Origin of the sequence: Methylobacterium sp. Leaf118 (assembly GCF_920984675.1) — a bacterium.
In the GTDB taxonomy this organism is placed as follows: domain Bacteria; phylum Pseudomonadota; class Alphaproteobacteria; order Rhizobiales; family Beijerinckiaceae; genus Methylobacterium.
Genome location: NZ_CAKLBV010000107.1, coordinates 1 through 6,755 on the forward strand (window position 1 = coordinate 1; position 6,755 = coordinate 6,755).

6 protein-coding genes and 2 pseudogenes are annotated in these 6,755 nt (G+C 72.3%); 6 read left to right on the forward strand and 2 right to left on the reverse strand.

From position 1 onward, the window contains the following. Together LW587_RS23355 and mutL are read left to right on the forward strand one after the other, a co-directional pair. On the forward strand, positions 1 to 269 hold a 269-nt coding region (locus LW587_RS23355), incomplete at its 5' end, for a Sua5 family C-terminal domain-containing protein (RefSeq protein ID WP_332839855.1). A 273-nt stretch (positions 270 to 542) separates the two neighbouring features. Beyond that, a pseudogene (mutL, locus tag LW587_RS23360) lies at positions 543 to 1,608 on the forward strand (DNA mismatch repair endonuclease MutL); the annotation flags it as partial. 247 nt (positions 1,609 to 1,855) lie between these two features. Here the strand turns inward: mutL and LW587_RS24180 are convergent. Further along, positions 1,856 to 2,098, reverse strand: a pseudogene (locus LW587_RS24180) (PRC-barrel domain-containing protein); the annotation flags it as partial. A 236-nt stretch (positions 2,099 to 2,334) separates the two neighbouring features. After that, positions 2,335 to 3,426, reverse strand: coding sequence for a heat-inducible transcriptional repressor HrcA (gene hrcA, locus LW587_RS23370; RefSeq protein ID WP_232631977.1), 1,092 nt, complete (start codon positions 3,424 to 3,426; stop codon positions 2,335 to 2,337). Positions 3,427 to 3,663: 237 nt separating this feature from the next. Here hrcA and LW587_RS23375 point away from each other — a divergent pair, with 237 nt between their 5' ends. The 4 genes from LW587_RS23375 to hemW all read left to right on the forward strand — a co-directional run bounded on the left by LW587_RS23375 (position 3,664) and on the right by hemW (position 6,690). Further along, the gene (locus tag LW587_RS23375; RefSeq protein ID WP_232631978.1) at positions 3,664 to 3,963 is read left to right on the forward strand and encodes a hypothetical protein; all 300 of its coding nucleotides are present in this window, start codon (positions 3,664 to 3,666) and stop codon (positions 3,961 to 3,963) included. A 129-nt stretch (positions 3,964 to 4,092) separates the two neighbouring features. Further along, complete coding sequence (rph, locus tag LW587_RS23380) at positions 4,093 to 4,806, forward strand: ribonuclease PH (RefSeq protein WP_232631979.1); 714 nt, start codon at positions 4,093 to 4,095, stop codon at positions 4,804 to 4,806. After that, a complete protein-coding gene (gene rdgB, locus LW587_RS23385) occupies positions 4,803 to 5,438 on the forward strand; it encodes an RdgB/HAM1 family non-canonical purine NTP pyrophosphatase (RefSeq protein ID WP_232631980.1) in 636 nt (211 codons plus the stop codon). The genes rph and rdgB overlap by 4 nt, the downstream gene beginning before the upstream one ends. Before the next feature lie 73 nt (positions 5,439 to 5,511). Beyond that, positions 5,512 to 6,690: a radical SAM family heme chaperone HemW gene (hemW, locus tag LW587_RS23390; protein WP_232631981.1), complete on the forward strand. Its 1,179-nt coding sequence runs from the start codon at positions 5,512 to 5,514 to the stop codon at positions 6,688 to 6,690. Positions 6,691 to 6,755 lie beyond the last annotated feature (65 nt).

Consider the following 6,755-nt stretch of genomic DNA (forward strand, 5'->3'; position numbering starts at 1 on the left):
CGGGCGTGCGCCTCGGGGCGACGGCGATCCGCCCCGGCGAGGCGGCGCTCCTGTTCGGCGCCTTCCGGCCCGCGGGCCTGGAGGGCGCCTGCGCCGTCGAGAGCCTCAGCGCGGCCGGCGCCCTCGACGAGGCCGCCGCCCGGCTGTTCGGAGCCCTGCGCCGCCTCGACGCCTCGCAGGCCCCCGTGATCGCGGTGGCCCCTGTCCCGGAAACGGGCCTCGGCGAAGCCATCAACGATCGCCTGCGCCGGGCGGCGGCGCCGCGCTGAGAAGTTTCTCGGATTTGTCGGGAACCGATCGGTCCCCCGGGGATTATCCGTTCACGAAGGCCAGTTCAGCCCCCAATGGCCTTTTCCCTTCAAAGGCTCGGAGCAATCCGAGCCTTTTTTCTTGTCCGGCGTCCAGGCCCCGGAATCCAGGCCCCAGAATCCACGCCCCGGATCGGATCCCGTCCCCACCCCGGGGCGGATGGGGACAGCGCGGCCCGGCCCCTCCGCCGCGCCTATCGCGGCCGGCCGAGGGCGCCTATCTTTCGGCCTACGATGTCCGCCCCACCCGAGCCTCGCACCCCCGCGCCGCACCGCGATTGCCCCCGCGCTGCGATCCGCCGCCTCGACCCGATCCTGGTCGACCGGATCGCCGCGGGCGAGGTGGTCGAGCGGCCGGCCTCGGCGATCAAGGAACTCGTCGAGAACGCGATCGATGCGGGCGCCCGGGCCATCGAGGTCACGATCGAGGCCGGCGGGCGCCGGCTGATCCGGGTCGTCGACGACGGGATCGGCATGGGCGCCGACGACCTCGCCCTCGCGGTCGAGCGCCACGCCACCTCCAAGCTTCCCGACGGCGACCTCACCCGGATCGGCTCCCTGGGCTTCCGCGGCGAGGCCCTGCCCTCGATCGGCGCGGTCTCCCGCCTGTCCCTCGTCTCCCGCACGGCGGACGGGGAGGGGGTGAGCCTCGTGGTCGAGGCGGGCGTCAAGGGCGCGGTGCGCCCCGCCCCCGCGACGCGGGGCACCCGCATCGAGGTGACCGACCTCTTCGCCGCGACCCCGGCCCGGCTCAAGTTCCTCAAATCCGACCGGGCCGAGACGGCCGCCGTCGCGGAGGTGCTGCGGCGGCTGGCCGTGGCGCAGCCGGGGGTGCGCTTCACCCTGCGCACCGAGAGCGGGAGCCCCACGGTCTTCCCCGCCGAGAGCGAGCCGGGCCCCGCCGGCCTCCTGCGCCGCCTCGGCAGCGTGCTCGGGCCGGACTTTCCGGCCAACGCGGTGCCGCTCTCGATGGCTCGGGAGGGGCTGTCCCTGGAGGGGCATGTCGGTCTGCCGACCTTCCACCGGGGGGCGGCGAGCCATGTCCACTTCGTCGTCAACGGACGGCCCGTGCGCGACCGGCTCCTGCTCGGCGCGGTGCGCGGCGCCTATGCCGACACGATGAGCGCCGACCGCCATCCGGTGCTGGCCCTTTTCCTCGCCTGCGATCCCGGCCTCGTCGACGTCAACGTGCATCCGGCCAAGACCGAGCTGCGCTTCCGCGATCCGGGGCTGGTGCGCGCCCTCGTCGTCAGCGCGATCCACGAGGCCCTGCGCCGGGCCGGCGCCCGCTCCGGTGCCGCGGGCCCGGTGGCCGGATCGACCCGGCCGGAGCGTTGTGCGTCCACCGCGTCGAGCACGGCGGGGTCGGTCTGCGAGCCCGGCATCCGCTCCGGTCCGGCCTTGTCGGGGGACGGCGCTTCGCCGACCCGGACGACCGAAGACGGGCCGCTGGTGAGCGAGACGTCGCCGGTGTTCCAGGCGAGCTGATCGAAGGGCACCGCCACGTATTTCTCGCCGACGCCGAGGAAGCCGCCGACGCCGATCACCACGGCCTGGATGCGTCCGGTCACGTCCACCAGCACGTCCTCGATCGTGCCGACGCGGACATGGTCCATTCCGATCACCGGCACGCCGACGATCTTGGAGCCGCGCACCGTTCCGGCTGGCGGCGCGGCGAAGAAGGGGGCGGCCGTCTGGGCGAGGGCCGGGGCGGCCGTCATCCCGAGCGGCAGCGCCAGCCCGACGAGAGAGAGCGCGGCGAGCGCGGTGCGGAACGGGGCGGGGCGCATCGTCGGGTCCGGCAAGCGAGGGATCGGTGTCGTGCGGCGCTCGGTGACGGTCCTGGATCGCGCATCCGGGACCCTGCTCGAGGTTTTCGTGCCGTGTCGGCGTCGTCCCGAGAGGCGGCGTGCGCCCCTCGAGCCGAGGCTATAACGGGCCAGGCGCCGCACCAGTTTCACCGGTCCGGGCCGAATGCCGCCCGGGAGCCCCGGGCGCCGCCCCGGTCAGGCCGGCGGCGTGGCCGTCAGCGCGGTCGGTCGAGCAGCCCGGAGACCACCCGGGCGGTGTAATCCACCATCGGGACGATGCGGGCGTAGTTGAGCCGGGTCGGGCCGATCACGCCGACGACGCCGACAATCTTCTGGGCGCCGTCGCGGAAGGGCGCGGCGATCATGGAGGAGCCGGACAGGGAGAACAGCTTGTTCTCCGAGCCGATGAAGATCCGCACCCCATCACCCTGCTCGGCCCGGGCCAGCAACTCGATCACGTCCTTCTGGGTCTCGAGGTCGTTGAAGAGCAGGCGGATACGCTCGAGGTCCTCGGCCGCGCGGAGGTCGTCGAGGAGGTTCGCCTGCCCCCGCACGATGAGCTGGCGCGCCTCGGACGGGCCGACCGTGGTGGCGAGCCCGGCATCGACCAGCCGCTCGGTGAGCGCGTCGAGCTCCCGCTTCATCGCCTTGCGGCCCGCCTCGATATCGGCCCGCAGCGCGTCGAGGGTGCGCCCGCGCAGACGCGCGTTAAGGAAGTTCGAGGCCTCCTGCAGGGCGCTCGCCGGAAGGCCCGGCGGCAGGTCGACGAGGCGGTTCTCCACCGTTCCGTCGGTGGAGACGAGCACCACCAGCGCCCGCTCGGCGTCGAGGCGCACGAATTCCACGTGTCGGAGGCCGGCATCGCCCTTCGTGGTCAGCACCACGCCTGCGCCCCGGGAGATGCCGGAGAGCAGGGTCGAGGCCTCGGCGAGCGCCGAATCGAAGGTGTGGCGCGAGGCCGCCGCCTGCATCTGCGCCTCGATGCGCGCCTTCTCGTCGCGATCGACGTCGCCGATCTCCATCATGGCATCGACGAAGAAGCGCAGGCCCATCTCCGTCGGCAGCCGTCCCGCCGAGGTATGGGGCGCGAAGATCAGCCCCGAATCCTCGAGATCCGCCATCACGTTGCGGATCGAGGCCGGCGACAGGCCCATCGGCAGGATGCGCGCGAGATTGCGCGAGCCGACCGGCTCGCCGGTGGTCACGTAGCTCTCGACGATCTGCCGGAAGATCTCGCGGGCGCGGTCGTTCAAGGCGGAGAGCGCTTGGGACTGCGGACGTGAGGCGGTGAAGGAGTGCTCGGACACGGGATTCTGAACCTGAGACGCGATTGTGGGCGCAAGGACCGCTGCGATCAATCCGTCTCGACGCTCCTGCGGACAGAACGCCCGGACGGAGCCGGCGGACGGGCGCGGGCCGAACCGCGAACCTGAGATCGGTCCGGATGGATCGTTCTTCCCTCGGGATCGGTTAGGAGAGGACCGCCTGCTCACGCTCGCGGCCACGACCCGAAGAAATTTCCAACAAGAAGTGGAGACACGCCCGTGTTGCCAGGCGCCAGATGGAACGTCCTCAAGGTCGCGGCGGTTGCGATCGCCCTCTCGGGTTTCGGCCTGGTTTCGGCCCCCCGCCCGGCGCAGGCCGCGCCGATCACCGTCCCGGCCGAGGCCGCGGCGACGGCCAGTGAGGCGACGCCGGTCGCCTACGGCCATGGCCGCCACATGCGGCATCACCGGCATATGCACCGCCACCACATGCGCCATCACCGCCGCCACATGATGCGCCGTCACATGATGCGCCACCACATGCATCACCACCATCACCGCCGCCATCACTGGCGCTGAGGGGTCCCACCACTGTGACGAACCGGGGGCCGCCGTCGCGAGACGGCGGCCCTTCCCGTGCGGGTTGCCGCCCGGAGCGGCAGCGCTTATGAGCGCGCACTTCGTTCTCGATGCGGGAGTTCACTGCGGATGCGGCCGTCCAAGCGCGCGCCCGACGAAATGCGGGCCGTTACCCTGGAGCGTGCGGTGGCGCGCTACGCGGAAGGCTCCTGCCTCGTGAGCTTCGGCAACACCCGCGTGCTCTGCACCGCCACCCTGGAGGAGCGCGGGCCGTCCTGGCTGCGCGGCTCGGGCAAGGGCTGGGTCACCGCCGAGTACGCCATGCTGCCCCGCGCCACCCATGAGCGCACTCGCCGCGAGGTCACCTCCGGCAAGCCCTCCGGGCGCACCCAGGAGATCCAGCGCCTGATCGGGCGCTCCCTGCGCGCCGTCACCAACCTGCCGGCCCTCGGCGAGCGCCAGATCACCATCGATTGCGACGTGATCCAGGCCGATGGGGGCACCCGCACCGCCGCGATCACCGGCGCCTGGGTGGCGCTCCACGATTGCCTCGCCTGGATGCGCGCCCGCTCGATCATCTCGGTCGATCCGCTGAAGGACCATGTCGCGGCGGTCTCGTGCGGGATCTACAAGGGGCAGCCGGTGCTCGATCTCGACTATGCCGAGGATTCCGCGGCCGAGACCGACGCGAACTTCGTCGTGACCGGCAAGGGCGGGATCGTCGAGGTGCAAGGCACCGCGGAGGGCGCCCCCTTCTCGGACGAGGAGCTTCTCACCCTGCTCCGGCTCGCCAAGAGCGGCATCGCCAGCCTGGTGGATCTGCAGCGGAAGGCGATCGCGTGAGCGCGCACCGCATCCTCTCCGGCAAGGTCGTCATCGCGACCCACAATGCCGGCAAGCTCACCGAGATGCGCGAGCTGCTCGCGCCCTTCGGCGTCGAGGCGGTCTCGGCGGGCGAGCTCGGGCTCGCCGAGCCCGACGAGACCGGGACGATGTTCTCGGAGAACGCCGCGATCAAGGCGATCGAGGCGGCGGAGGCCTCGAACCTGCCCGCCTTCGCCGACGATTCGGGGTTGTGCGTCGATGCCCTCGACGGGGCGCCGGGGCTGTTCTCCGCCCGCTGGGCCGGCCCGGACAAGGATTTTTCCGGGGCGATGGACCGGATCGAGGCGGAGCTCGACAAGCGCGGCGCCACCGATCGCCGGGCCCATTTCGTCTCCGCCCTGGTTCTGGCCTGGCCCGACGGCCATACCGAGCTGTTCGAGGGCCGGGTCTTCGGCACCCTGGTGGCGCCCCGCGGCCGCCTCGGCTTCGGCTACGACCCGATGTTCCAGCCCGACGGCATGGATCGCACCTTCGGCGAGATCTCCTCCGAGGAGAAGCACGGGGTCGATTGGCAGAGCGGCAATGCCCTGTCGCATCGTGCTCGCGCCTTCGTGAGGCTGGCCGCCGCCTGCCTGCGGCGGCCGGGGTGACGCGTCCGCTTCGGCACGCTCGATGCGGGCGGTGCCGGGAGAGAAGGGGCCCGGCGATGGGCGACACGAGACAATGTCCCCGGTGACACCGCCCGATCACCCGACCCGGGACGCGGGGTTCGGCATCTACCTGCACTGGCCGTTCTGCGCGGCGAAATGCCCGTATTGCGACTTCAACAGCCATGTCCGCCACGGGGGCGTGGACCAGCCGCGCTTCCTTTCCGCCTTTCGCCGGGAGATCGCCCACGCGGCGGCGCTCGCGCCGGGGCGGACCGTCAACAGCGTCTTCCTCGGCGGCGGCACTCCCTCGCTGATGGCGCCGGAGACGGTGGCGGGCCTGCTCGACGCCGTGGCCGGGGCCTGGGCGGTGGCGCCCGACGCCGAGGTGACCCTGGAGGCCAACCCGACCAGCGTCGAGGCGGGCCGTTTCCGCGGCTACCGGGCGGCGGGGGTCAACCGCGTCTCGCTCGGCGTCCAGGCGCTGAACGATCCCGACCTCAGGCGGCTCGGGCGGATGCATTCCGTGGCGGAGGCGCTCACCGCCGTGCGCCTCGCCGCCGCGAGCTTCGAGCGGTTCTCCTTCGACCTGATCTACGCGCGCCCCGAGCAGACTCCCCGGGCCTGGGCAACCGAGCTGCGGGAGGCCATCGCCCATGCCGCCGAACACCTCTCGCTCTACCAGCTCACCATCGAGCCCGGCACGCCCTTCTTCGGCCTCGCCCAGGCCGGCCGCCTCGTGCCGCCGGACGAGGACGTGTCGCGGGCGCTCTACGACGTGACGCAGGAGATCTGTGCGGCGGCCGGCCTGCCGGCCTACGAGATCTCGAACCACGCCCGGCCCGGCGCCGCCTCGCGTCACAACCTGCTCTACTGGCGCTACGGCGAGTATGCCGGCATCGGGCCCGGTGCCCATGGCCGCCTCGTTCTGCCCGAAGGCCGCACCGGGACGCTCACTGAAAAGGCACCGGAGGCTTGGCTCGCCCGGGTGGAGCGGGACGGCCACGGCATCGTCGCGACGGAGTCGCTGGCGGCGGAGGACCAGGGCGATGAGTTCCTGATGATGGGCCTGCGCCTCGCGGAGGGGATCGACCCCGCCCGCTACGCCGCGCTGAAGGGGCGCTCGCTCGATGGCACGCGGCTCGCCGCCCTGATCGCGGACGGGTTCGTGGCGCGCCGGGCCGGGGACCGCGTCGCCGTCACGCCCAAAGGGGCGCCGGTGCTGAACGCGGTTGTGGCCGAACTCGCCGCCTGATCCGGGCTCCGCTTGATCAAAGCGGAGCCCGGATCAGGCAAGCCCGCGCGGCGTTTGAGCGAAGC